Origin of the sequence: Kitasatospora gansuensis, from assembly GCF_014203705.1 — a bacterium.
GTDB lineage: Bacteria > Actinomycetota > Actinomycetes > Streptomycetales > Streptomycetaceae > Kitasatospora > Kitasatospora gansuensis.
The window spans coordinates 1,449,297-1,470,826 of record NZ_JACHJR010000001.1 but is presented as its reverse complement, the minus strand read 5'-3'; the positions used below and the strand labels follow the sequence as shown (position 1 = coordinate 1,470,826).

The following is a 21,530-nucleotide window of genomic DNA, read 5'->3' as shown; positions in this document are numbered from 1 at the left end:
TGAGTCCGTCCGGGCGCGACCGGGTTTCGCTCAGGCCGTGCTGCTGCTCAGGCCGGTCAGGAGGAGGGACCAGAGGGCCTCGAAGTCGGTCTCGCTGCGCGGGTCGGACCACTCGGTGGCGTGGGCCGGGTCGTGGAAGTGGGCGGTGGCCTGGAAGACCGCGCGGGCGGTGGTGGCGGGGTCGGTGGGGCGGAACTCGCCCTGGCGGATGCCGTCTTCGAGGATGGCGGCGATCTGGGAGACCAGGGTGTCGATGTGGGCCTCGACGGTGTTGGAGAGTTCGCCGACCAGGGTGAGGTAGGTGGCGAACATCTCGGGGTCCTCCAGGGCCTTGCGGCGCTTGGCCGCGAACAGGGTGGCCAGCCAGTTGTGCAGCCGCTCGGGGGCCGGGCCCGGCTGGGTGCTGATCGCGGACAGGGCCTGGTGCGCCTGGTCCAGCCAGCGCTGGGTGACGGCCTCGCGGAGCGCCGCCTTGCTGGGGAAGTGCCGGTAGACGCTGCCGTGGCTGACCCCGAGCGCGCGGGCGATGTCCACCACCGTGGCCTTGGCGGGCCCGAACCGCCGCAGCACGTCCTCGGCGGCGCTGAGGATCTGCTCGGAGGTCAGGGCACTGTCGCTGGTCACGGTCTTCCTCTGGTTCGGGCCGACGGCGGGGTCAGTGCTCGCTGTCGAGGTGGGCCATCTGTGCCGCAGCGTACCTGTCCCCGGCGGCGGACCCGGCCGGGACGGCCGCCTCGATGGCCGCCAGCTCGCCCTCGGTGAGCTGCACGTCCAGCGACCCGAGCGCCTCGGCCAGCCGGTCCCGGCGGCGGGCGCCGACCAGCGGCACGATGTCCGAGCCGCGCGAGGCGACCCAGGCGATGGCGATCTGGGCGACGCTGGCGCCCTTGGCCTCGGCGATCGCCCGCAGGGCCTCGACCAGGCTCAGGTTGTGGGTCAGGTTCTCGCCCTGGAAACGCGGGCTGAAGCCGCGGAAGTCGGTGGCCGCGATCTCCCGGTCGCTCTGCCAGTGGCCACTGAGCAGGCCGCGCGAGAGCACTCCGTACGCGGTCACGCCGATGCCCAACTCGCGGGCGGTGGGCAGGATTTCGGCCTCGATGCCGCGGGAGATCAGCGAGTACTCGATCTGCAGGTCGCTGATCGGGTGCACGGCGGCGGCCCGCCGCAGGGTGTCGGCGCCGACCTCGGAGAGGCCGATGTGCCGGACGTACCCGGCCTTCACCAGCTCGGCGATCGCGCCGACGGTCTCCTCGATCGGCACGTTCGGGTCGAGCCGGGCCGGGCGGTAGACGTCGATGTAGTCGGTGCGCAGGCGGCGCAGCGTGTAGGCGAGCGCGGTCTTGGTGGCGGCCGGGTCCGCAGCGTAGCCGAGCCAGCTGCGGTCCGGGCCGCGCTGGGCGCCGAACTTGACGCTGATCTGCACCGACTCGCGGTCGCGGCCGCGCAGGGCGTCGTGCAGCAGCAGCTCGTTGTGGCCCATGCCGTAGAAGTCGCCGGTGTCCATCAGGGTCACGCCGGCGTCGAGGGCCGCGTGGACGGTGGCGATCGACTCGGCCTCGTCGGCCGGGCCGTACAGGTCGGACATGCCCATCAGGCCGAGGCCGAGCGCGGAAGTCTCCGGGCCCGTGCTGCCGAGGCGGGTGCGGGCGGGGGTGGTGTTCATCAGGAAGCTCCAGGGAGGGGTGGGCCGGTGCCTCAACTATGGCATGAGCGATGACAGATTTCAATATCTGTCAGTCCAGTACTCCCTGGGCCGGCCATCAGTCGGTGACCCGGCTCTGGTTCTCGTACGCCAGGTCCGCGTACTCCGGGTGTCGGAGCATCCAGGCCTTGATGAACGGGCAGGTGGCCAGCACCGGCAGCCCCCGCCGCCGGGCGTCGTCCAGGGCGGCCCTGGCGAGCGTGCCGCCGATGCCGCGGCCCTCGAAGGCCGGGTCCACCACCGTGTGCGGGTAGACCACCAGTTTTGCGCTGCGGATGTACTCGGCGAAGCCCGCCAGGGCACCGTCGATCCGGGCCTCGAACCTGCTCTCGGCCTCGACGTCCTCGACTTCGACGGGCTCGGCGGCGACCGTTCCTGACATTGTCGGCTCCTTGGTTCGGGCTGGTTCCGGACGAAGTTCCGGACGAATCCGTGACGGACAAACCTGGACGAATCAACCGTACGTCCGGCGTCGCGGTCAAGGGGGCGTCAGTCGTCGGACTGGTACCAAAGGCTGACCGGCCGTCACCCATCAGGCGTGCTTCCGGGCCCTGACGCGCGATTCGGAGCGCACGGGGACGTTCCGAGGTCCATCGTGGAGGTGAGCGCGGTCCGGGAGACCCGAGCCGGGAGCGCCCAGAGCGGCGGCTGCCTCCCGCCGGTCACCGATGCGTGGATCACCGGGCCACCTCGCAGGGGAACGAACGAATCTTCTAGGCTCACCTCGCGGCTTCCCCCGTGCCGGTGCCCGTCCGCACCGGCGCGCGGGAGCCGCCGTCCCAGGTGCCCCGGGCCGAGCCGGGGTCACCGGACCGAGCGAGGAGGACGCAGTGTTGCCCAGCCCGAGGTCGCTCCACCAGCCGTTGCCCGACGAGGTACGCCGCCGTCGCGCCGAGTCCGCCGGACCGTCGCCGCAGTGGCCGGCCGGGCCGCTCGCCCCGTTCGCGCGGACCGCGCTGAATACCGGCGGCGGCCGGGGAGGCGCCCGATGAGCCCCCAATCGGCCGCCGCACCCGCCGGCCATACCGAGGCCGTCGGCCGAACCGAGGCCGACCGCCGTACCGAGACCGCGGGCCGCACCGAGGCCGTCGGCAGGACGCCCGCCCGCCCGCCCGCCGTCGGGGTCGCGTTCGCGGACACCGACGCGCTCCCCGGACTGCCGGCCACCCTGCACTCCAAGGCCCGCACCCTGCGCGGCGCCGTCCGCAGCCGCTGCGCCGACCTGGCCAGGATCGAGTCGCCGACCGGTGACAGTGCCCGACTCAACGCGCTGGCCGAGGAGTTGGGCGCGGGTTACGCCGCCACCGGCGCCCAGGTCCGCCGGGTGCCGAACGAGGCCGGGGACCACCTGGTGATGGACTGGCCGGGCCGGGACGAGAGCCTGGCGCCGCTGCTGGTGGTCGGCCACCACGACACGGTCTGGCCGGTCGGCACCCTGGCGGACTGGCCGGTGGAGGAACGCGACGGCGCGCTGACCGGCCCCGGCGTGCTGGACATGAAGGCCGGGCTGGCCCTGGTGGAGGGGGCGTTCGCACTGCTCGCCGACCTCGGGCAGCGACCGCACCGGCCGGTCCGGCTCGTGGTGGTCGCGGACGAGGAGCTGGGCAGCCCCGACGGCCGCAAGCTGGTGGAACGTCAGCTGGCCGGGGCGGCCGCCGTGCTCGGCCTGGAGCCGCCGCACCCCGACGGCAGCCTGAAGACCGCCCGCCGGGGCAGCAGCCGGGTCCGGCTCACCGTCACCGGACGCGAGGCCCACGCGGGCAACGACGCCGCGCTGGGCATCTCGGCGGTGGACGAACTGGTCGACCAACTCGTGCTGGTACGCGGGCTGGTGAACCAGCCGGGCACCGAGCTGAACGCCGGCCGGATCACCGGCGGCACCCGGGCCAACGTGGTCGCGGGCCGGGCCGAGGCCGAGCTCGGCCTCCGGTTCGCCACCCCCGAGGCGCAGCGTCGCACCCTCGACAACCTGGCCCACCTGACCGCCCTGCGGCCCGGTGCCAAGGTCCGTGCCGAGGTGCTCTCCAGTCGTCCCACCTGGCCGGTGCGGCCCGCCAACCCGCTGCTCCGGCACGTCCGTTCACTGGCCGCGGCACTCGGCCAGAACCTCGACGGTGCCCCGGCGGGCGGCGCGGGCGACACCAACATCGCCGGTGCCCGGGGGCTTCCCACCCTCGACGGCCTCGGCGCGGTCGGAGCCGGCCCGCACGCCCGTCACGAACACATCCGCACCGATCAACTCGCCCCGCGGATAGCACTGTTGGCCGCCCTGCTGGCCGTCCCGCTGCCCAGGCTGCGCGAGCGCGCCTAGTAGTACCCCGAGGGCCGGGGCCGCCGATCACCGGCGGCCCCGGCCCGGTGCGTTCAGGGCCGGTCCGGCGCGTCCGTCAGCAGCAGGGCGAGGAACGCGTCGAGGTGGTCGGCCAGTTGCTCCCCCTCGCCCAGCGGCAGCAGGCCGGGCAGCCGCGCGGCGAGCTGGTCGTGCCCCACGTACACGGTGTACGCCAGCACCGAGCGCTGGAGCGCGACGGCCGGTGGGAAGCCGATCTCCTCGAACAGGCCCGCGACGTAGTCGATCCGCCGTTGCAGCACGCGGCGCACCACGGGCCCGACGGCCGGGTGGTCGGCCGCGGCGACCACGTGGGCGGTCACCGCGTTCTGCCCGGCCTTCGCGCTCACGGTGGCGAAGAGCCTGCGCAGCCGCGTCCTCGGGTCGGGTTCGGCCGCCAGCGGCGCGATCGTCGCCTCGGTGAAGCGCTCCTCCCAGAGCGCGAGCGCGGCCCCGATCAGGGCGTCCCGGTTGGTGAAGTGCCAGTAGAAGCTGCCCTTGGTGGCACCGAGCCGGGCGGCGACCGGCTCGACCGCCACGGCGGCGAGACCGCCCTCGCCCAGCGCCGTCAACGCGGCCTCCGCCCAGTCGTCCGGGCCCAGTCGACGACGCTCTTTCTCCATGCCCGTACGGTAGCGTACGGTCCTCCCATACGCCTCCGTACGGAGGTCGGACGGCAAGGGGGAGAGCTGCTGTGAAGAACATCCAGCGCCGGATCATCGAGGCGCCCGCCGACCGGGTGGGTGCCCTGCTCGACGGGCTGGGCAGCCCAGGGGACCGCATCTGGCCCACGCCGGCTTGGGCGCCGCTGCGCTTCGACGCCGGGCTCACGGTCGGCTCGAAGGGCGGGCACGGCAGGATCCTGTACGGGGTCAGCGAGTTCGAGCCCGGCCGGCGGGTGCGGTGTGTGTTCGCGCCGGGGCTCGGCCTGGTCGGCTACCACGAGTTCCGGGTGGTCCCGCTCGGGCCGGACCGCTGCGAGGTGGTGCACGAGGCGGTCGGCCGGGCCGAGGGGCGGATGCTCCTGTTCTGGCCGCTGGTGATCCGCTGGCTGCACGGGGCCCTGCTGCAGGACGCCCTGGACAACTTCGAGCGCGAGGCCACCGGCCGCCTGCCCCACCCGGCCCGCTGGTCGCCGGCGGTCCGCCTGCTCCGCAAGTTCTTCGTCCCGAGGCCCGCCGAGGGCTGAGACCGACCGTTCGGTGGTCGGGACCGAGTCCGCTCTTGTCAGGGGTGAGGTCCCGGCTACACAATGGTACCGACCGAACGGTCAGTCGGGAGGCGAGTGCGGTGACGGTGTCCGAAGCGGTGGAGGCCCTGGAGGGTCGGTTCGACGCGGTGGTGGCGGCCGAGCAGCGGGTGGAGCCGCGGGACTGGATGCCCGAGGCGTACCGGGCCACGCTGGTGCGGCAGATCGCGCAGCACGCGCACTCCGAGATCATCGGCATGCAGCCGGAGGGGGCCTGGCTGACCAGGGCGCCCTCGCTGCGGCGGAAGGCGATCCTGCTGGCCAAGGCGCAGGACGAGGCGGGCCACGGGCTCTACCTCTACGCGGCGGCCGAGACCCTCGGGGTGGACCGGGCCGAGCTGACCGAGAAGCTGATCTCGGGGCGGCAGAAGTACTCCTCGATCTTCAACTACCCGACGCTGAGCTTCGCCGACGTCGGCGTGATCGGCTGGCTGGTGGACGGCGCGGCGATCTGCAACCAGGTGCCGCTGTGCCGCTGCTCGTACGGTCCGTACGCCCGCGCGATGGTGCGGGTCTGCAAGGAGGAGTCGTTCCACCAGCGGCAGGGTTTCGAGCTGCTGATGACGATGATGCGCGGCACCGAGGCCCAGCGGGCGATGGTGCAGGACGCGGTGGACCGCTGGTGGTGGCCCTCGCTGATGATGTTCGGCCCGCCGGACGGCGACTCGCCGAACACGGCGCAGTCGATGGCCTGGCGGATCAAGCGGCACACCAACGACGAACTGCGGCAGCGATTTGTCGACATGACGGTCCCGCAGGCGCAGCACCTCGGCGTCACGCTCCCCGACCCGGAGCTGGTTTGGGACGAGGAGCGCGGCAGCTGGACGTTCGGCGAGCCGGACTGGTCCGAGCTCAAGCAGGTGATCAAGGGTCAGGGCCCGTGCAACGCGCAGCGGATCGAACGCCGCCGGGCCGCGCACGAGGACGGTGCCTGGGTGCGCGAGGCGGCCCTGGCGCACGCGGAGAAGCAGAAGGAGCGCAACCGATGAGCAAGGCCGACTGGCCGCTGTACGAGGTCTTCGTCCGCCCCCGGCGCGGGCTGAACCACGTGCACGTGGGCTCGCTGCACGCCGCCGACGACCGGATGGCGCTGCTCGCCGCCCGCGACCTCTACACCCGGCGGAACGAAGGCGTCAGCCTCTGGGTGGTCCCGTCCACCGCGATCACCGCCTCCACCCCCGACGAGCAGGACCCGTTCTTCGCCCCCAGCGGGGACAAGGTCTACCGGCACCCGACCTTCTACGACATCCCCGAGGATGTCCCGCACATCTGACGGGGGAGCACCTGCCATGAGCGACGACCACGTGTATCTGAGCCTCGCCGAGGCCGACCACGGCCCGGAGGGTGAGGCCCGCTGGGCGTACGGCACCGGCTTCGCCGACCCGCTGCTCGGCGTGGACCGGGCGGCCCCGGCCGGTGTGGACGCGGCCGACCTGGCGGCGTACTGCCTGATGCTCGGCGACGACGCGCTGATCCTGGCCCAGCGGCTGATCGAGTGGTGCACCCGTGCCCCCGAGCTGGAGGAGGAGGTGGCGCTCGCCAACCTCGGCCTCGACCTGCTCGGCCAGGCCCGGCAGCTGCTCACCCGGGCCGGCCAGCTGGACGGCACCGAGCGCACCGAGGACGACCTGGCGTACTGGCGCGAGGCGCACGAGTTCCGCAACGTCCGCCTGGTGGAGGTACCGAACGGCGACTTCGGGCACACGGTGGCCCGGTTGCTGCTGTTCGCCACCGCCCGGCACGCGCTGTACGAGCGGCTGAGCGCGCACGTCGACCCGGTGCTGGCGGCGGTCGCGGCGCGGGGCGTCAAGGAGCTGGCGTACCACCGCGAGTACGCCGCCGCCTGGACGCTGCGGCTCGGCGACGGCACGGCGTACTCCGCCGAGCGGATGCAGGCCGGTCTCGCGGCGGTCTGGCCGCTGCTGGAGGAGCTGTTCACGGCCGATCCGGTCGAGTCGCGGCTCGGCGTCGACCCGGGCGAGCTGCGCGGTCCGGTGCTGGCCGAGCTGGCCGAGGTGATCACCGGGGCCGGGCTGACGGTGCCGGAGGCGGCCCCGATGGCCCGGGTCGGCGGGCGGGCGGGCCGGGACGGCGTGCACACCGAGGCGCTCGGCCTGCTGCTGGCCGAGCTCCAGGTGGTGGCCCGGGCGCACCCGGGGGCGACATGGTGACCACCGCGCCGTCGGCCTGGGAGGTGGCGGCCGCCGTCCCCGACCCCGAGCTGCCGATGCTCACGCTGGCCGAACTCGGCGTGCTGGCCGAGGTGGCGGAGGACGGCCCGGCCGTCACCGCCTGGCTCACCCCGACCTACTCCGGCTGCCCGGCGGTGGCCGAGATGGCCGCCGACGTGGCGGGCCGGCTGCGGGCGGCGGGCTGGGACCGGGTGGAGATCCGGCTCCGGCTGGACCCGCCGTGGAGCACCGACCTGATCACCGAGGCGGGCAAGCGCAAACTGGCCGAGGCGGGCATCGCCCCGCCGGTCCACACCGGCCTGCTGCAGCTCGGCCGGACCAGGCACGCGGTGCCCTGCCCGCAGTGCGGCAGCCAGGACACCGAGGAGCTGTCGCGCTTCGGTTCCACCTCCTGCAAGGCGCTCTGGCGCTGCCGCGACTGCCGGGAGCCCTTCGAACGGATCAAGGAGATCTAGTGACCACCACGACCTCCCGTCGGCTCACCTTCCAGGAGCTGCGGATCGCGGCGCTGGAGCCGCTCTGCGAGGACGCCGTCGCGGTCACCTTCGAGGTGCCGGCCGAGCTGGCCGAGGCGTACGCCTTCCGGCCCGGCCAGACCCTGACGCTGCGTCGGATCGTGGACGGCGTGGACGAGCGGCGCTCGTACTCGATCTGCGCGCCGGCCGGCGGGCCGCTGCGGATCGCGGTCCGGGAGGTGCCGGGCGGGCTGTTCTCCCGCCGGCTGGTCCGGGAGGCCCGGGTCGGCGACACCATGGAGGTGATGCCGCCGGTCGGTCTGTTCACCCCCGACCTGACGGTGCCCGGCACGCACGTGCTGCTGGCGGCCGGTTCCGGGGTCACCCCGATGCTCTCGATCGCCGCCTCGGTGCTGGCCGACGGCGAGTCCGAGGTGGTGCTGGTGTACGGGAACCGGAGCAGCGACACGGTGATGTTCGCCGACGAGCTGGCCGATCTGAAGGACACTCACCTGGAGCGCTTCCAGCTGCTGCACGTGCTCTCCCGGGAGACCAGGGACGCCGAGCTGCTCAGCGGCCGGCTGGACCAGGACCGGGTCCGGGCACTGTTCGGCGCGCTGCTGGACGTGCCCGAGGTGGACCACTGGTGGCTGTGCGGCCCGTACGGCATGGTGCTCGGGGCCAAGGAGCTGCTGGCCGAGCTGGGGGTGCCCGCCGACCGGGTGCACCAGGAGCTGTTCCACGCCGAGGACGAGCCGGTCGCCGAGCGCGCGCCCGAGCAGCCGGACGGCGAGCGCTCCGAGGTGACCGTGGTGCTGGACGGCCGCTCCGGCACGCTCGCCCTGCCGCGCGACCGCTCCATCCTGGACGGCGCCCAACGCTCCCGCCCCGACCTGCCGTTCGCCTGCAAGGGCGGCGTCTGCGGCACCTGCCGGGCGCTGGTCACCGAGGGCGAGGTCGTCATGCGGCGCAACTTCGCGCTGGAGGAGAAGGAGCTGGCGGCGGGTTATGTGCTGACCTGTCAGGCCCGCCCGGTCTCCGACAAGGTGACCGTCGACTTCGACCGGTAGGCCCCTGTCGGGGCGCCGAGGAGTCTGACGATCTCGTTGACGGCGGCGCGACCCGCTCGGTTGGCGCCGATGGTGGAGGCGGACGGGCCGTAGCCGACCAGGTGGATGCGCGGGTCGTCGACGGCCCGGGTGCCGTCGATCCGGATGCCGCCGCCGCTGGAGCGCAGGCCGAGCGGGGCCAGGTGGCCGACCTCGGGGCGGAAGCCGGTGGCCCAGACGATCGCGTCCACCGCCAACTCCTGGTCGCCCCAGGCGACTCCGTGCTCCGTCAGGCGGTCGAACATCGGGCGGCGGTGCAGCGCGCCGAGCTGCTCGGCGCGACGGTACGCGACCGAGGGGCCGAGCCCGGTGACGCTCACCACGCTACGCACCGGCAGCCCCTGCCGGACCCGCTGCTCGACCAGGGCGACCGCCGCGCGGCCGGACTCCTCGGTGAACGGGCCGTCCCGGTACACGGGTTCGCGCCGGGTCACCCAGACCGTCTCGGCGACTTCGGCGACCTCGGAGAGCACCTGGATCGCCGAGGCGCCGCCGCCGACCACCAGCACTCGCTGCCCGGCGAACTCGGCCGGGCCCCGGTAGTCGGCGTAGTGCAGCTGACGGCCCGTGAAGTGCCCCGGGTAGTACGGCAGGAACGGCCTGCTCCAGGTGCCGGTCGCGTTGATCAGGGCCTTGGCCGTCCAGTCGCCGGCGTCGGTGGCGATCAGCAGCCGCCCGTCCGGGCGCGAACTGACGGACCGTACCCGGACCGGGCGGACCACCGGCAGCGCGTGCTTCGCCTCGTACGCGGCGAAGTAGCCCGGGACCACCTCGCGGGCCGGGGCGGCCGGGTCGGGCGGCGGGAGTTCGAAGTCGGGCAGGTCGTGGAAGCCGTGCACGGTGGCCATCCGGAGCGAGGGCGAGCGGTGCGCCCAGGCCCCGCCCGGGGCGTCGTCGGCGTCCAGCACCACGAAGTCCGCGTACGGCGCGAGACCGCGCCGCCGCAGGTGATAGGCGGCGGACAAGCCCGCCTGCCCGGCGCCTATCACCACGACATCCACGTCGGTCGTTGCATCGTAAACAGTCACGCCTGTGAAACATCGGCCTTGACGGCCGTGTTCCCTACTGCGCGGGCGAGATCACCGCGGCCGTGCCGTACGCGCAGATCTCGGTGCCCAGGTCCGCCGCCTCGGTCACGTCGAAGCGCATCATCAGCACCGCGTTGCCGCCCCGCGCCTTGGTCTGCTCGACCAGCCGCTCCATGGCTTGATTACGGGATTCGACCAGGGTCTTGGTGAGCCCCTTGAGCTCGCCGCCCAGCATCGACTTGAAGGAGGCGCCGATCTGGGTGCCCAGGTGACGGCTGCGCACGGTGAGGCCGAAGACCTCGCCGATCACCCGGTCCACCCGATACCCGGGCACGTCGTTGGTCGTGACCACCAGCACATCGGCACTCGGGCCCTGCCCGCCGCCGTACTCGTCAAGGTTGCTCATGCCCTCATCCTGCCGTTGGAAGGCTTGCCAAGCCGGTGGACTCGCTCGCGAACAGTCTGTAAACCTTGACCCATGGGCGAGCGAAGCGATCATCAGGGGCCGGGCGCGGCGGCGGATTCCGGTGACTCCGGCGCGCAGGAGATCGAGGCGACGGTGGTGCTCGGCATCCGGATCACCGACTGGGACGCGTTGCGGGCCGCCGCCCGCGCGGCCGTTGCGGAGCTGGACTTCGCCGGGGTCGACCCGGCGGGGCAGCGGGAGGCGCTGCTGCGGGAGGTCTCCGAGGATCCGAACGCGGCGCTCGGTGCGCTGCTGCACCCGGACCGGCTGGTGGCCGCGATTCCCGGGGTGGAGGCACTGGGCGGCACGCTGGAGATCGCGCTGACCGACGACTTCGCGCCGGACTTCGCCGAGCTGTTCCCGCTCGACCTGGACGAGGAGGAGGGCGGCGGCACCGGGGACTGGACCCTGACGCCGCGCACCGCCTGCCTCCTGCACACCCAGCTGATCACGCTGGCGGACGCCGCCTACGACGACCTGGACGAGCACGAGGGCGACCCGGTCACCGACGAGGAGGAGGCGGACTGGGCCGTCCTGGCCCGGCTGCCCCGCCGGACCTGGAACCTGCACCGGGGCTGGCGCCGCTCGATGGCCCGTACCTTCGACGACCTGGCCGACGACCTGGCGCTCGGCGAGTGGCCGCTGCCGCGCTGCCTGGCCGAGGAACTCGCGCTCCGGCTGGCCCTGGTGGACGCCCGGGAGCTGCTCGGGGCCCAGCCGCAGGCGGTCGCCGACATGATGGGCGAGCTGCCGGTCGACCTGTACGACTACGACTGGGACGGCTGCGCGGACGAGCTGTTCGGGGTGTACGGCCCGGAGGAGCAGGGCGATCCCGACCTGGACGCCGCCGACCGGACCGACCAACTGCTGGCCGCCACCCACCCGGAGGGCTGGTTCCTCACCTACGAGGACGCCGAGGAGCGCGAGGCGGGCCGGGGCTACCGGCGCTGACCTGCGCGGAGGACGCGGCCGGGCGGCTGGCATGCTGGTGGGGTGACCACGTCTCCCTTCACCGCTCCCAGCACCCCGGCCGCCTCCGACCCGCGTGACGACCAGCCGCAGTACGTGCTGCCGCTGGTGGTCCGGCTGGAGAAGGCCGAACCCCCGGCCCGTACCGACGCGCTGGAGACCTCGGCTCGGGCGGTGCTCACCCTGCTCGCCGACGCCCGGGTGACCGAGGTCGAGGGGGAGTGGGCGGAGCGGGTGGCCGCCTGGGAGGACGCCCGGATCCGCAAGGTGGTCCGGCGGGCCCGGGGCGGCGAGTGGCGCAAGGCGAACGAGCTGCCGGGGATCACCGTGACGGGGCGTCAGGCCGAGGTGCGGGTGTACCCGCCGATCCCGCTGGACGGGTGGCCGAAGGAACTGGCCAAGCTCCAGGTCTCCGGCACCGACCTGGACGACCCTCAGGAGCCGGGCCCGGTCGAGGACGGGGTGCCGGTGCTCTGGCTCAACCCGGAGCTCGAGATGAGCGCCGGCAAGACCATGGCGCAGACCGGCCACGCCGCCCAGCTCGCCTGGTGGCGGCTGGACGACGCGCAGCGCAAGGAGTGGGCGGAGGCCGGCTTCCCGCTGGCCGTCCGGACGGCGTCGAAGGAGGCCTGGGCCGAGTTGACGGACGGTCACCTGCCGGTGGTCCGCGACGCGGGCTTCACCGAGATCGCCCCCGGCAGCTGCACCGTGGTGGCCGACCACCCGGCGCTGCACTGAGCGAATCAGGCCGCGACGAGTTCCTGCCTGTGGTCCGGCGTCTTGACCTTGGGCTTCCGGTTCGGCAGTGAGAGCCGGAAGACCTTGTGCCACGCGGAGAACACCTGCTTGGGCAGCGGCCCGGTGACGTACTCCAGCTCGTACTTCTCGAACAGCGCGCGCACCTTCACCGCGACCTCGGCGTACCGGTTGCTCGGCAGGTCCGGGAACAGGTGATGCTCGATCTGGTGGGACAGGTTGCCCGTCATGAAGTGCATGGCCCGGCTGCCGCTGATGTTCGCCGAGCCCATCATCTGGCGCAGGTACCACTGGCCGCGCGTCTCGCCCTTGACCGACCGGCGCTCGAAGACCTGGACGCCCTCGGGGAAGTGCCCGCACATGATCACCGAGTGGGTCCAGATGTTGCGGACCAGGTTCGCGGTGAACGTGGCGGCGAGCGTTGTGAGGAACGACGGGCCCGACAGCAGCGGGTGGATCACGTAGTCCTTGAGCACCTGCTTGCGGATCTTGCGGCCCACGGCCCTGGCCCGCGCGCGGAACTCCGGGCTCCGGCGGCGGCGCTTCTGCAGGTTCTTGCCGAGTTCGAGGTCGTACGCCGCGATGCCGTACTCGAAGAAGCAGGCGTTGAGGAAGTTCCACAGCGGCTGGCCGAGGTGGAACGGGTGCCACCGCTGGTCCTCGTCGACGCGCATGATGCCGTAGCCGAGGTCGTTGTCCTTGCCGATCACGTTGGTGTACGTGTGGTGCAGCTCGTTGTGCGAGTGCTTCCACTGCTCGGCCGGCGAGACGTGGTCCCACTCCCAGGTGGTGGAGTGGATCTTCGGGTCCCGCATCCAGTCCCACTGGCCGTGCAGGACGTTGTGGCCGATCTCCATGTTGTCCATGATCTTCGCCACGGACAGGCCGGCGGTGCCGATCAGCCACGCGGGCGGGAAGATCGAGAACAGCAGCACACCCCGGCTGGCCAGCTCGAGCTTGCGCTGCACCGAGATGACCTTGCGGATGTAGGCGGCGTCCTTCTCGCCGCGGTCGGCGATCACCTCGTCGCGGATCGCGTCCAGCTCGCGGCCGAGCTCCTCGATCTGCTCTGCGGTCAGGTGGGCGGTGGGGTCGATGGCGGTCAAGGTTGCCTCTACCGTTCGATGTCGCAGGGGCCCGCCGCGGCGGACACGCAGGTCTGGATGAGGACGCCCGGCTCGGCCTCGGTGATCTCGCCGGTGCGCAGGTCGCGGACGGCGCCCGCCTTGAGCGGCGTGACGCACCCGAAGCAGATGCCCATGCGGCACCCGGAGGGCATGAGCACGCCGGCCTCCTCGCCGACGTCCAGCAACGGCGTGGCGCCGTCCGCGTCGACGGTCCTGCCGGTGGCGCTGAAGGTGACCTCGCCGCCGTCGCCGGTGACGACGACGCGGGGGCGGAACCGTTCGGTGTGCAGCCGCTCCTGGACGCCGTGCCCGGCCCAGTGCCGCTCCGCGGCGTCGAGCAGGCCCTCGGGCCCGCAGGCCCAGGTCTCGCGCTCGGCCCAGTCGGGCACGAGCTCGCCGAGACGGGCGATGTCGAGCCTGCCGTCCGTGGCGGTGTGCACCTCGGTGAGGCGCAGTTTCTCGTCCGCGACCAGGCCGTGCAGTTCGTTGCGGAAGATCACGTCCTGCGGCCGCGGCGCGCAGTGGACCATGACGACGTCGTCGAACCCGGTGTCGCGCAGCATGCCCATCACGGGTGTGACGCCGCTGCCGGCCGTCAGGTAGAGCACCTTGGCGGGCTTGGCCGGCGGCAGTACGAAGTCACCGGCCGGCTGGTCGAGTTGGACCAGCGTGCCCGGTGTCGTCCGGTGGACGAGGTGGTTGCTGACCTTGCCGTCCGGGATCGCCTTCACGGTGATCGTGATGCGGCCGTCCTGACGGTCCGTCGGTGAGGTGATGGAGTAGGCGCGCCACAGGCGCCTGCCGTCGACGTCGACCCCGACCCGCACGTACTGCCCGGCCGTGTGGCCGCGCCAGCCCCGTCCCGGCCTGATCACGACGGTCGCGGCGTCACCCGTCTCGGGGTGCACGGCCTCGATGCGCCCCCGCAGGTCGGCGCCCGCACGCAGCGGGCTGACCAGGTCGAGGTAGTCCGACGGCAGCAGCGGCGTCGTGACCATCTCCAGCAGTTTCCACGCCCTGCTGCGGAGGGCTGTACTCGTCATGACTCCAGCTTGCTGCGCCGCAGGGCGTAAAGTCCTGACCATAAGACGTAAATCTGGTCGGCTGAATTGTTCGCAGGGAACAAGAACGTGAGTCATGCAATCCGGAGGACCGGTGAGCTGGTCCTGGACGAGACGACGGTCACCGTGCTCCGGGCCGCGCTGACGGCCACCGCCGACGAGGTCGTCGAAGCGGTCATCGCCGAGGTCCCGCCCTACGCCAACGCCCTTTCGGGCCGCATGGGCGGCACCATCCGCCGAGCCGTCCGCACCGCCCTGGGGCACTACCTGGACCTCGCGAGCGGGAACGCCACGGGCGGCGACGCCGGTGACGCGGCCTACGAGCTGGGCCGCGGCGAAGTGCGCGACGGCCGTTCGATGGACGCCCTGCTCAGCGCCTACCGGGTCGGCGCCCGGGTGGCCTGGCGGTGCCTGGCGGCGGGTGCCGTACCCGCGGGTCTGCCCGCCGCCGGGGTCGCCAAGTTCGCCGAGCTGACCTTCGCCTACATCGACGAGCTCTCCGCCGCGAGCGCCGCGGGCCATGCCGACGAACTGGCCGCCCGGGGCAGGGCCCACGAGCGCAACCTGGAACACCTGGCCCGCGACCTCCTGGCCGGCGCGAGCCCGGACGTGCTGCTGGCCGCTGTGCAACGGGCCGGGTGGCAGCCCCCGGTTTCACTGACCGCGGTCCTGCTGCCCGCCGCCCAGGCCCGGCCCGCCTACCGGGAGCTCGACCCAAGCACGCTCGTCCTCGACGATCTGCCGGACGCCACCGGTGTGCTGCTCGTCCCCGATGCCGACCGACCACACCTCCTGCGGCAGCTGACCGACCGCGCCGCCGTGGTCGGTCCGGCCCGGCCGTGGACCCGTGCGTCCGCCTCGTACGCCCGGGCCGTACGGGCGCGCTCCCTCTCCTCCGAGATCCGCGACACCGAGGACCACCTGCCCGAGCTGGTGCTGAGCGCCGACGCGGACGCGTTCGCGGACCTGCGTGCCCGGGCTCTCGCGCCGTTGCGGACCCTGCCCGTCGCGACGGCACGGCGGCTGGAGGAGACCTTGCGGGAATGGCTGCTGCACCAGGGCAGGCGGGACGAGGTGGCGGCGGCGCTGTTCGTCCATCCTCAGACGGTCCGGTACCGGATGGCGCAGCTGCGGGAGCTGTTTCCGGATCTGGCCTCGCCGCACCGGGTCCTCGAACTGACCCTGGCGGTGGGTCTTCGGGGCAGCTGACGCGGACTCTAGACGTCCTTGCGGCTGAGGGACCGCCAGCCGCCCCAGACCGCCAGGGCCGCCCAGGCCGCCATGATCAGCAGGCCGGTCCAGTGGCCGTACCAGATGTTCGGGTCGGGCTGCTGGCGGAAGGCGTACTGCCCGGCCCGGTCCGGCAGGAACTGGGCGACGTCGCGGACCCCCGGGATCGCGCTGAGCATGATGGTGCCCAGGAAGACGGTCGGGGTGAGCAGGCCCATGGCGGCCGTCAGGTTCCGCAGCATCGAGGTGACGCCCAGGCAGATCAGCACCAGCAGCGGGCAGTAGAGCACGCCTGCGGTGAGGCTGCGGACCGTGCCGGGTGCGGTCAGGTCCACGCCGAGCGCCCGGTCCACCGCGAGCAGGCTGCCCCCGGTGATCAGCAGTCCGGCCAGCAGGCCGACCCCGGATCCGACCAGCAGCTTGCCGCCGTAGAGCAGCCCGCGCCGCGGGACGGCGGTGAGCGAACCGCGGACGGTGCCGGAGTTGTACTCCTGGCCCATCAGCAGGATGCCGAAGCAGGCGAGCGCGACCTGACCGAAGTTGAAGCCGTAGAACAGGCCGACGCTCGGGTCCTCGGTCAGTGAGGTGTCCTGGGCGTAGGCCAGGTTGACCGCCAGCGTGATGCCGACGCTGATCAGCACGGCCAGCAGCGGGGTGAACCACTGCGAGCGCAGGGTGGTGAGCTTGGTCCACTCGGAGCGGAGCACGGTCGTGGTGGTCATGCCGCCACCGCCCGGTACTCGACGCTGTCCGCTGTCATCCGCATGAAAGCCTCCTCGAGAGAGTCCTGTTGGGCCGCGATCTCGTACAGCACCACCCGGTGGTCGGCCGCGAACCGGGCGAACTCCTCGCCGGTCACCCCGGTGACCTCCCAGGCCCCGTCGGCCACCGGTTCGGCGGTCAGCTCCGAACCGCTCAGCAGCCGGGTGAGCTTCTCCGGGTCCACCGCGCGGACCCGCAGGCGTGGGCGGCCGTGCTCGGCGATGAAGTCCGCGGTGCTCGCGTCGGCCAGCAGCCGGCCCCGGCCGATCACCACCAGGTGATCCGCCGTCAGGGCCATCTCCGACATCAGGTGCGAGGAGACCAGCACCGCCCGGCCCTCGGCGGCCAGGCCGCGCAGCAGGGTCCTGATCCACCGGATGCCCTCCGGGTCGAGGCCGTTCACCGGCTCGTCCAGCAGCAGCACCGGCGGGTCGCCGAGCAGCGCCGCCGCCACCCCGAGCCGTTGCCGCATCCCGAGCGAGAAGCCCTTCACCCGCTTGCGGGCCACCTCGGCCAGGCCGACCTGGGCCAGCACCTCCGCCACCCGGCGGTCCGGGATGCCGTTGCTGCGGGCCAGGCAGAGCAGGTGCCCCCGGGCGGTCCGGCCGCCGTGCACGGCGTGGGCGTCCAGCAGCGCGCCCACCTGCCGCAGCGGGTCGGCCAGTTCGGCGTACGGCGTGCCGTTGACCAGGGCCTGCCCGGCGGTCGGCCGGTCGAGACCGAGGATCATCCGCATGGTGGTGGTCTTGCCTGCCCCGTTCGGGCCGAGGAAGCCGGTCACGCTGCCGGGGCGCACCTCGAAGGAGAGCCCGTCCACCGCCCGGGTCTCCCCGTAGCTCTTGCTGAGGTCCTGTACTCGGATCACGGCTTCCTCCCTGGTCGTTGCTGACGTGATCCATTCCAGCGGAGCGGGTGGACGGGCGGATCCCGCCGGGGAGGGGACCGCCTCCCTCTCGGGAGGGAGCCGGAGGGTGGCGGTGAGCTGGCACGATGTCGGGATGCCGAAGATCCTCCAGCCGTTGTTCGCCGCCGCCACCTACGCCAGGTGGCTGCACCTGATGATCGGTGTGGTCTTCGTCGGGGTGGTGCTGCTGATCTACCCGGGAACCGAAGGGGTCGGCCTGGGGCGGGTCCTGACGGCCAGTGTGCTGCTGGACGGCACACTGCTCACGCTGGTCGCCCTGGTGCCCGCCACCCGGCGGGCCGAGGGCGTCCAGGCCAGGCTGCTGCTGATGCCGGTGCGGGAGGAGCTGATCGGTGTCAGCTCCTCGGTCGGCTGGAACGATCGTCGGCGGACGGCGGGTTGGCTGATCGGCCGGGTCGCGCTGGGCACGGTGGTCGGCTTCGGGACGGTGCACGGGCTGACCGCGGTCTGGTCGCTGTCCACCCAGCCGTTCCGGGGCCGGCCACCCGGCGTGTTCGGGTGGCAACTTCCTTCGGGCGGGCCGCTGTTGCTGTACCCGCTGCTCGCTCCGGTACTGGTGTTCCTGTTGGGCTGGTTCGTGGTGATCGCCGGGCGTCTGCAACTTGCCATGGCAGTACGGCTGTTGGGAGCCTCACTGGGCGAGCGGCTGGCCGAGGCGGAGTTGCGGGCCGAACGGCTGCTGGAGCGCAACCGGCTGGCGCGGGAGCTGCACGACTCGATCGGCCACGCGCTGACGGTGACCGTACTGCAGGCCGGGGCGGCCCGGGAGGTGGCCGATCCGGCCTTCGTGGCCAAGGCGTTGGAGGTGATCGAGGAGACCGGGCGGCGGGCGATGGACGACCTGGAACGGACCTTGGTGCTGCTCCGGGACACCCCCGAGGGGTCCGCCGTGGAGCAGCCGGGCGTGGAGCAGCTGCCGGCGCTGTTCGAGACCGCCCGGGCGGCGGGGCACCCGGTCCAGGCCACGGTGGAGATCCCGGCCGGCGTGCTGCCCGGAGTGCTGTCCCGGGAGGCGTACCGGATCGTCCAGGAGGCGGTGACCAACGCGCTCAAGCACGCGCCGGGTGCGGCCGTGGTGGCCCGGATCGCGGTCCGGGACGGGCAGTTGGAGCTGCGCTGCGCCAACGGCCGCTCCTCGGCCGGGAGTTCGCCCAGGGGTGGCGGCAAGGGGGTGCGTGGCATCCGGGAACGGGCCACCCTGCTGGGCGGCGAGGCCGCTGCGGGGTGGGAAGGGGAGGACTGGGTGCTGACGGTCCGGCTGCCACTACGGTTGGGCTCATGATCGACATCCTGCTGGTGGACGACGAGGAGCTGGTCCGGGCCGGGCTGCGGGCCGTGCTGGAGGCGCAGGGCGACCTGCGGGTGGTGGGCGAGGCAGCGGACGGCGCGGAGGCGATGACGCTCGCCCGCGCGCTGAAGCCGGACGTGGTGCTGATGGACGTCCGGATGCCCGAGGTGGACGGTCTGACCGCGACCAAGGCGATCCTGGCCGCCAGTGCCGACCCGCCGAAGATCCTGGTGGTCACCACCTTCGAGAACGACGACTACGTCTACGAGGCGCTGCGGGCGGGTGCCGACGGCTTCCTGCTCAAGCGCTCCCGCCCGGCCGAGATCGCGCACGCGGTGCGGCTGGTCGCGGCGGGCGAGTCGCTGCTGTTCCCGGCCGCGATCCGCCGGCTGGCCGCCGAGCGGGCCAACCGGCCCGCCGAACAGGCGATGGCCCGGGCCGGGCTGACGGAACGTGAGGCGGAGGTGCTGCGGCTGGTGGCCCAGGGGCTCTCCAACGGTGAGATCGCCGAGCAGCTCTTCCTCGGCGTGCAGACCGTGAAGACCCACGTCAGCAGCGTGCTCGGGAAGCTCGGCGCCCGGGACCGGACGCAGGCGGTGATCGTGGCGTACGAGTCGGGGTTCGTGCCGCGCTGACGGGCGCGGGCTGCCGGGTTTTCGGCTGATCAGCTGTTAGTTCTTGTTCGTATGAGACGTCATTCCGTAGTGCTGAGCTGTGCGGCCGTGCTGTCGGCCGGTCTCGGTTCGCTCGCGCTGACCGGGCCGCCGGCCGTGGTGGCGCCGGGTGCGCTGGCCAGCTCGCAGCTGGTGCAGCTGCGGAACCGGTCGGTGCCCGCGATCGGTCTCGACGCCTTCACCGGGAGCTACGGCGAGGCCGACAGCACCGCGATCGGCGACACCGACAACGGCGACTTCAGCGACCCCGACGGGGTGCTCAACCTGGTCACCATCGCGACCCAGGTGGCCCGTACCGACGCGGCGGCGTCCAAGTACTACGGACAGGCCCAACTGACCGATCTGGTGGTGCACTTCCGGACCAAGCAGCTGCTCGAGATCAAGGCGACCGGCGGCAGCGGGGTGGCCGCGCTCGACTCGTACGCGGAGTGCGTGCCGCCGCCGATCGGCCCGTACGCGCTGGCGTACAACCGGACCAACGGCGCCCAGATCACCGTGCTCGGACGGGCGGTGCCGGTCGGCACCACGACGCTGGCGATCACCGGGGCCGACCTGGACGTGCCGACCATCGGGGCCAGCACGCTCACCGTGGTGGTGACGCCGCATCAGGACCCGGCGGCCCAGAGCCGGCAGGGGACGGCGGAGGCGTGGCTCGACATCCAGGTCTCCGGGACGCTCAACGACACCGGCGGGAGCCAGGTGTACCAGGGCGAGATCTCGGCGGTGCGGCTGGGGGAGGTGCACGCGCGCTGCGACGCGGCGCCGCCTACGCCTACGCCGACACCCACCCCGACGCCGACACCAACTCCTACGCCCACCCCGACGCCTACGCCTACTCCGACACCCACGCCGACGCCGAGTCCGACCGTGAGTCCGACGGAGAGCACCGCGCCGAGCCCGTCCCCCAGCCGTACGTCGCCCGGCCCGGTCCCGCCGCCCGACGGTGGCGCTGGCGGTGGTGCGCTGCCCGAGACCGGTGGCCGGGGTTCGGGTCCGTTGGTGGCCAGTGTGCTGCTGGCCGGGGTGGGTGCCGCGCTGGTGCTGGCTGGGCGTCGGCTGCGGCGCTGACGGGAGGTCAGGCCGGGTAGGCGTGGGTCTGGGTGGCCTTGACGGCGGCCCAGACCAGGCTGCCCGGTGCGAGGTCGAGTTCGGCGGCGGCGGCCGGGGTGAGGTCGGCGGCCAGCGGGAGCCGGCCGGTCAGGTCGACCCGGACCTGGTCGCCGTGCAGGTCGAGCCCGGCCACCTCGAGCTGCCAGACGTTGCGCGCGCTGGAGTCGGGCCGGGTGCGGTGCAGGGTCACGGCGGCGGGCGGGAAGGCGACGAAGGCGGGGCCGGTCAGGTCCTCGGTGGTGGTGAGCACGGGGCCGCCGTCCGGGAGGGTGACGATGTGTCCGGCGGCGGTGCCCTGGTAGAGGTTGAGGCCGACCAGCCGGGCGATGTAGTCGGTGCGCGGGTGCCGGGCGATCTCGGCCGGGGTGCCGGACTGGACCTCGCGGCCGTCCTCGATCACCACCAGCCGGTCGGCGAGCACCATGGCGTCCAGTGGGTCGTGGGTGACCAGTACGGCGACCGCCTCGAACTCGCGGAGGTGGCGCCGCAGTTGGGAGCGGACGTCCAGCCGGGTGCGGGCGTCCAGGGCGGCGAGCGGTTCGTCCAGCAGCAGCAGCCTGGGGTGCACGGCGAGCGCCCGGGCCAGCGCGACCCGTTGGGCCTGGCCGCCGGAGAGCGCGCCGGGCCGGGCCTGGGCGTGTTCGGCCAGGCCCATCCGCTCCAGCCAGGGCAGCGCGGCCTCCCGTGAGGCGCGGCGGCCCAGGCCCCGGCAGCGCGGCCCGAAGGCGACGTTGTCCAGGGCGGAGAGGTGTGGGAAGAGCAGGTAGTCCTGGAACACCACGCCGACCGGCCGCCGCTCGGCGGGCGTGTGGACGCCCGTACCGGGGTCCTCGAGGGTGCTGCCGTCGAGCTTGAGGTGACCGTCCGTCAGTGGCAGCAGCCCGGCCAGCGCCCGGAGCGCGGTGGACTTGCCCGCGCCGTTCGGACCGAGCAGGGCGATCACCTCGCCGGGGGCGGCCCGCAGTTCGAGGTCGAGCCGGAAGCCCGAGCGGGTGGGCCCGCCAACGCGTTCGACCACCAGGCGGGCGTCGAGTGAGGTGCTCATCGGGTTCTCCGGATCGGGACGGAAGGTGGGCAGGAGTTCCCCCCTCGTGGACT

General features: G+C 73.0%; 24 protein-coding genes. 13 read left to right on the top strand and 11 right to left on the bottom strand.

The window, feature by feature from the left end:
* Positions 1–30: 30 nt before the first annotated feature.
* The 3 genes from F4556_RS06695 to F4556_RS06685 form a co-directional block, all read right to left on the bottom strand.
* Entirely contained in the window at positions 31–624 is a 594-nt protein-coding gene (locus F4556_RS06695; protein WP_184912461.1) for a TetR/AcrR family transcriptional regulator, read from the bottom strand.
* A gap of 31 nt (positions 625–655) precedes the next feature.
* Complete coding sequence (locus F4556_RS06690) at positions 656–1,663, bottom strand: aldo/keto reductase (protein ID WP_184912459.1); 1,008 nt, start codon at positions 1,661–1,663, stop codon at positions 656–658.
* Between the two features lie 97 nt (positions 1,664–1,760).
* Positions 1,761–2,084, bottom strand: coding sequence for a GNAT family N-acetyltransferase (locus tag F4556_RS06685; protein ID WP_184912457.1), 324 nt, complete (start codon positions 2,082–2,084; stop codon positions 1,761–1,763).
* A 606-nt stretch (positions 2,085–2,690) separates the two neighbouring features.
* On the opposite strand from F4556_RS06685, the gene F4556_RS06680 reads away from it, so the two are divergent.
* Positions 2,691–4,013, top strand: a complete 1,323-nt coding sequence (locus F4556_RS06680) for a M20 family metallopeptidase (RefSeq protein ID WP_221503546.1) — start codon at positions 2,691–2,693, stop codon at positions 4,011–4,013.
* Between the two features lie 53 nt (positions 4,014–4,066).
* On the opposite strand, the gene F4556_RS06675 is transcribed toward F4556_RS06680, so the two are convergent.
* Positions 4,067–4,654, bottom strand: coding sequence for a TetR/AcrR family transcriptional regulator (locus tag F4556_RS06675; protein ID WP_184912455.1), 588 nt, complete (start codon positions 4,652–4,654; stop codon positions 4,067–4,069).
* 71 nt (positions 4,655–4,725) lie between these two features.
* Here F4556_RS06675 and F4556_RS06670 point away from each other — a divergent pair, with 71 nt between their 5' ends.
* From F4556_RS06670 to paaE, 6 genes are all read left to right on the top strand, one after another.
* On the top strand, positions 4,726–5,220 hold the full coding sequence (locus tag F4556_RS06670) for an SRPBCC family protein (protein WP_184912454.1): 495 nt from the start codon (positions 4,726–4,728) through the stop codon (positions 5,218–5,220).
* Between the two features lie 101 nt (positions 5,221–5,321).
* On the top strand, positions 5,322–6,269 hold the full coding sequence (gene paaA, locus F4556_RS06665) for a 1,2-phenylacetyl-CoA epoxidase subunit PaaA (protein ID WP_184912452.1): 948 nt from the start codon (positions 5,322–5,324) through the stop codon (positions 6,267–6,269).
* Positions 6,266–6,553 (top strand): 1,2-phenylacetyl-CoA epoxidase subunit PaaB, encoded by a 288-nt coding sequence (paaB, locus tag F4556_RS06660; RefSeq protein WP_057239508.1) that lies wholly within the window; start codon positions 6,266–6,268, stop codon positions 6,551–6,553. Before paaA ends, paaB begins: the two co-directional genes overlap by 4 nt.
* 16 nt (positions 6,554–6,569) lie before the next feature.
* Entirely contained in the window at positions 6,570–7,451 is an 882-nt protein-coding gene (gene paaC / locus F4556_RS06655; RefSeq protein WP_184912450.1) for a 1,2-phenylacetyl-CoA epoxidase subunit PaaC, read from the top strand.
* Positions 7,445–7,927 (top strand): 1,2-phenylacetyl-CoA epoxidase subunit PaaD, encoded by a 483-nt coding sequence (gene paaD / locus F4556_RS06650; protein WP_184912448.1) that lies wholly within the window; start codon positions 7,445–7,447, stop codon positions 7,925–7,927. The genes paaC and paaD overlap by 7 nt, the downstream gene beginning before the upstream one ends.
* Entirely contained in the window at positions 7,927–8,997 is a 1,071-nt protein-coding gene (paaE, locus tag F4556_RS06645; protein WP_184912446.1) for a 1,2-phenylacetyl-CoA epoxidase subunit PaaE, read from the top strand. Before paaD ends, paaE begins: the two co-directional genes overlap by 1 nt.
* Here paaE and F4556_RS06640 read toward each other — a convergent pair.
* Together F4556_RS06640 and F4556_RS06635 are read right to left on the bottom strand one after the other, a co-directional pair.
* The gene (locus F4556_RS06640) at positions 8,949–10,037 is read right to left on the bottom strand and encodes an FAD-dependent oxidoreductase (protein ID WP_313068189.1); all 1,089 of its coding nucleotides are present in this window, start codon (positions 10,035–10,037) and stop codon (positions 8,949–8,951) included. The two genes, paaE and F4556_RS06640, sit on opposite strands and share 49 nt — an antisense overlap.
* A 61-nt stretch (positions 10,038–10,098) precedes the next feature.
* Entirely contained in the window at positions 10,099–10,470 is a 372-nt protein-coding gene (locus F4556_RS06635) for a YbjQ family protein (RefSeq protein WP_184912442.1), read from the bottom strand.
* A gap of 72 nt (positions 10,471–10,542) precedes the next feature.
* Between F4556_RS06635 and F4556_RS06630 the strand changes: the two genes are divergently transcribed.
* Together F4556_RS06630 and F4556_RS06625 are read left to right on the top strand one after the other, a co-directional pair.
* Positions 10,543–11,481, top strand: a complete 939-nt coding sequence (locus F4556_RS06630; protein ID WP_184912440.1) for a hypothetical protein — start codon at positions 10,543–10,545, stop codon at positions 11,479–11,481.
* Between the two features lie 42 nt (positions 11,482–11,523).
* Positions 11,524–12,237, top strand: a complete 714-nt coding sequence (locus tag F4556_RS06625) for an aminoacyl-tRNA hydrolase (RefSeq protein WP_184912439.1) — start codon at positions 11,524–11,526, stop codon at positions 12,235–12,237.
* A gap of 5 nt (positions 12,238–12,242) precedes the next feature.
* On the opposite strand, the gene F4556_RS06620 is transcribed toward F4556_RS06625, so the two are convergent.
* Both F4556_RS06620 and F4556_RS06615 read right to left on the bottom strand, forming a co-directional pair.
* On the bottom strand, positions 12,243–13,361 hold the full coding sequence (locus F4556_RS06620; RefSeq protein WP_184912437.1) for a fatty acid desaturase family protein: 1,119 nt from the start codon (positions 13,359–13,361) through the stop codon (positions 12,243–12,245).
* A gap of 8 nt (positions 13,362–13,369) precedes the next feature.
* Positions 13,370–14,425: a ferredoxin reductase gene (locus tag F4556_RS06615; RefSeq protein ID WP_184912435.1), complete on the bottom strand. Its 1,056-nt coding sequence runs from the start codon at positions 14,423–14,425 to the stop codon at positions 13,370–13,372.
* 87 nt (positions 14,426–14,512) lie between these two features.
* Here F4556_RS06615 and F4556_RS06610 point away from each other — a divergent pair, with 87 nt between their 5' ends.
* Entirely contained in the window at positions 14,513–15,652 is a 1,140-nt protein-coding gene (locus F4556_RS06610) for a PucR family transcriptional regulator (RefSeq protein ID WP_184912433.1), read from the top strand.
* Positions 15,653–15,660: 8 nt separating this feature from the next.
* On the opposite strand, the gene F4556_RS06605 is transcribed toward F4556_RS06610, so the two are convergent.
* Both F4556_RS06605 and F4556_RS06600 read right to left on the bottom strand, forming a co-directional pair.
* Positions 15,661–16,395: an ABC-2 transporter permease family protein gene (locus F4556_RS06605; RefSeq protein WP_184912431.1), complete on the bottom strand. Its 735-nt coding sequence runs from the start codon at positions 16,393–16,395 to the stop codon at positions 15,661–15,663.
* Positions 16,392–17,300 carry an ABC transporter ATP-binding protein gene (locus F4556_RS06600; protein ID WP_184912429.1) on the bottom strand — a complete coding sequence of 303 codons (909 nt, stop codon included), beginning with the start codon at positions 17,298–17,300 and terminating at the stop codon, positions 16,392–16,394. The genes F4556_RS06605 and F4556_RS06600 overlap by 4 nt, the downstream gene beginning before the upstream one ends.
* Before the next feature lie 133 nt (positions 17,301–17,433).
* Between F4556_RS06600 and F4556_RS06595 the strand changes: the two genes are divergently transcribed.
* Genes F4556_RS06595 through F4556_RS06585 form a run of 3 tightly spaced genes read left to right on the top strand, consistent with a single transcriptional unit; the run spans position 17,434 to position 20,390 of the window.
* Positions 17,434–18,642, top strand: a complete 1,209-nt coding sequence (locus tag F4556_RS06595) for a sensor histidine kinase (protein WP_184912427.1) — start codon at positions 17,434–17,436, stop codon at positions 18,640–18,642.
* On the top strand, positions 18,639–19,283 hold the full coding sequence (locus F4556_RS06590) for a response regulator (RefSeq protein WP_184912425.1): 645 nt from the start codon (positions 18,639–18,641) through the stop codon (positions 19,281–19,283). Before F4556_RS06595 ends, F4556_RS06590 begins: the two co-directional genes overlap by 4 nt.
* A 51-nt stretch (positions 19,284–19,334) precedes the next feature.
* Positions 19,335–20,390, top strand: a complete 1,056-nt coding sequence (locus F4556_RS06585; protein ID WP_184912423.1) for a hypothetical protein — start codon at positions 19,335–19,337, stop codon at positions 20,388–20,390.
* A 7-nt stretch (positions 20,391–20,397) separates the two neighbouring features.
* Here F4556_RS06585 and F4556_RS06580 read toward each other — a convergent pair whose 3' ends face one another.
* Entirely contained in the window at positions 20,398–21,477 is a 1,080-nt protein-coding gene (locus tag F4556_RS06580; RefSeq protein WP_184912421.1) for an ABC transporter ATP-binding protein, read from the bottom strand.
* Between the last annotated feature and the right edge of the window lie 53 nt (positions 21,478–21,530).

Bases quoted from the DNA above. Each gene is read 5' to 3' on its own strand.
- F4556_RS06690 (WP_184912459.1), bottom strand. From the start codon at position 1,663: ATGAACACCACCCCCGCCCGCACCCGCCTCGGCAGCACGGGCCCGGAG.
- F4556_RS06685 (WP_184912457.1), bottom strand. From the start codon at position 2,084: ATGTCAGGAACGGTCGCCGCCGAGCCCGTCGAAGTCGAGGACGTCGAG.
- F4556_RS06680 (WP_221503546.1), top strand. From the start codon at position 2,691: ATGAGCCCCCAATCGGCCGCCGCACCCGCCGGCCATACCGAGGCCGTC.
- F4556_RS06675 (WP_184912455.1), bottom strand. From the start codon at position 4,654: ATGGAGAAAGAGCGTCGTCGACTGGGCCCGGACGACTGGGCGGAGGCC.
- paaB (WP_057239508.1), top strand. From the start codon at position 6,266: ATGAGCAAGGCCGACTGGCCGCTGTACGAGGTCTTCGTCCGCCCCCGG.
- paaC (WP_184912450.1), top strand. From the start codon at position 6,570: ATGAGCGACGACCACGTGTATCTGAGCCTCGCCGAGGCCGACCACGGC.
- paaD (WP_184912448.1), top strand. From the start codon at position 7,445: ATGGTGACCACCGCGCCGTCGGCCTGGGAGGTGGCGGCCGCCGTCCCC.
- F4556_RS06635 (WP_184912442.1), bottom strand. From the start codon at position 10,470: ATGAGCAACCTTGACGAGTACGGCGGCGGGCAGGGCCCGAGTGCCGAT.
- F4556_RS06630 (WP_184912440.1), top strand. From the start codon at position 10,543: ATGGGCGAGCGAAGCGATCATCAGGGGCCGGGCGCGGCGGCGGATTCC.
- F4556_RS06615 (WP_184912435.1), bottom strand. From the start codon at position 14,425: ATGACGAGTACAGCCCTCCGCAGCAGGGCGTGGAAACTGCTGGAGATG.
- F4556_RS06605 (WP_184912431.1), bottom strand. From the start codon at position 16,395: ATGACCACCACGACCGTGCTCCGCTCCGAGTGGACCAAGCTCACCACC.
- F4556_RS06595 (WP_184912427.1), top strand. From the start codon at position 17,434: ATGCCGAAGATCCTCCAGCCGTTGTTCGCCGCCGCCACCTACGCCAGG.
- F4556_RS06590 (WP_184912425.1), top strand. From the start codon at position 18,639: ATGATCGACATCCTGCTGGTGGACGACGAGGAGCTGGTCCGGGCCGGG.
- F4556_RS06585 (WP_184912423.1), top strand. From the start codon at position 19,335: ATGAGACGTCATTCCGTAGTGCTGAGCTGTGCGGCCGTGCTGTCGGCC.
- F4556_RS06580 (WP_184912421.1), bottom strand. From the start codon at position 21,477: ATGAGCACCTCACTCGACGCCCGCCTGGTGGTCGAACGCGTTGGCGGG.